1 protein-coding gene and 1 pseudogene are annotated in these 1629 nt (G+C 69.3%); both read left to right on the forward strand.

Annotated elements, in window-relative coordinates:
* Positions 1-643 (forward strand): glycine-rich domain-containing protein (locus HCC78_RS32445; RefSeq protein ID WP_172332805.1); only part of this gene is annotated, 643 nt, incomplete at its 5' end.
* A 17-nt stretch (positions 644-660) separates the two neighbouring features.
* Positions 661-1629 (forward strand): annotated as a pseudogene (locus tag HCC78_RS32450) (hypothetical protein); the annotation flags it as partial.

Consider the following 1629-nt stretch of genomic DNA (forward strand, 5'->3'; position numbering starts at 1 on the left):
CGAGTTCTCCAGCGCAGTAGCGGCGACCGCCTACACGGCCCCGGCCGGACTGCGCGCGCTGCTGATCGAGATCTGGGGCGCGGGCGGCGGCGCTGGCGGCGTTGACGGCAACAACGGCAGCGGGATAGATGACGCGGCCTCGGGCGGCGGCGGCGGCGGCGGCTACAGCCGGGCCTTTCACATCCACGTTGCCGGGCAAACCTATACCTATTCGGTCGGCGCAGGCGGCACCAGCACGGCGGGCGCGGTCAACGGCACCGACGGCGGAGCCAGCACCTTCGCGAGTTCCGGCGCGCTTTCCATGCTGGCCAACGGCGGATCGGGCGGCGCGGGCGCGACCGGCACCACCACGGGGCAATGGAACGGCGGCAGCGGAGGTACGGCCAGCGGCGGCAGCCTCAACGTGCGCGGCCAGTCCGGCGGCATGGGCAAGGTCAACGCGGGCAACCCTGTTCTCGGCGCGCATGGCGGCGCCCCTGGGGCGCTCTTCCCGGGCACCATGCTGCGCTTCATGAACCAGGACGGGTGGGACGCCACCAGCCCGGGCGCGGGCGGTGCCGGGGCCGTCGCCAACTCGGTCGATACCAACTGGCGCGGCGGCTACGGCGCCGATGGCCTGGTGCGGATCCAGCCATTTTTCTGAAAGCATAGGAGGGGCCGATGGCCTTCAATCTCACGACCGTGACCGGGTCGCTGGGCGATAGCGTGACGCAGATCGCCACCGGCGTCCTGAAATTCGAGCTGATGGGCGTCGGCATCGCCTCAGGCGGCCAGATCGTGTCGGCGCCGCTGCCGGTGACGGCGACCGCCGCGGCGGGCGGCGCATGGACCATCCAGCTTTGGGCCAACGAGGACGGCCTGAACTCGACCTATTACAAGGTCAGCCGCAAGTACCTGCTGGGCACGCAGGAGGAATGGCAGTTCGTCGGCAACATCGTCGTGCCGGTCGGTGCGTCCACCACCTTCGACGCCTGCTACGTCTCGACCGTGATCCCGCTGACCGGCCCGTCGGTGATCCTGTCGGAAGCCGACTACACCGCGCTGGCCAACTCGACGCTCAAGACCACCGACCGGCAGTCCGGGCCGCGCGACTCCACGGCCGGCAAGCTGCTGGAGGTCGGGTCCTTCGGCATCGGGGCGGTGCTGGCCGCCAACGAGATCGCCAGCTTCGACGACACCACGCTGCAGACCGGCTTCTATTCGACCACGGCGGCCACCGCCAATCCGCATTCCGGCTTTGCCTCCAGCATCGGCGAACTCTTCGTCCACCGCCTCAGCGCGACCGCCTTCGTGGAATACTGGTCGAACAACACGCAGAACGCCAATGGCGGGATCTGGAAGCGGAGCTATCAGGGCGGCGCGTTCGGGCCCTGGCTCTACATGTTCCACAGCGGCAACATCTTCGACGCCATCGGCGCGCTTTCCAGCGGCCGGCCGACCGGCGGCCTGATGCCCTACGGCAGCGGCGCAAATGGCCGCTGGGCGCGGCAGGCCAACGGCTGGCAGGTATGCACGCACGCGCTCGATCTGGGTTCGATCCTCGCCAATGGCGACCCCGACACCGATCCTGACGAGCTCTACCGGACGGCTAGCCAGAACTGGACCTTTCCGGCTGCGTTTGCGGCCCAG

The organism is Mangrovicoccus sp. HB161399, assembly GCF_013184745.1.
Taxonomy (GTDB): domain Bacteria; phylum Pseudomonadota; class Alphaproteobacteria; order Rhodobacterales; family Rhodobacteraceae; genus Mangrovicoccus.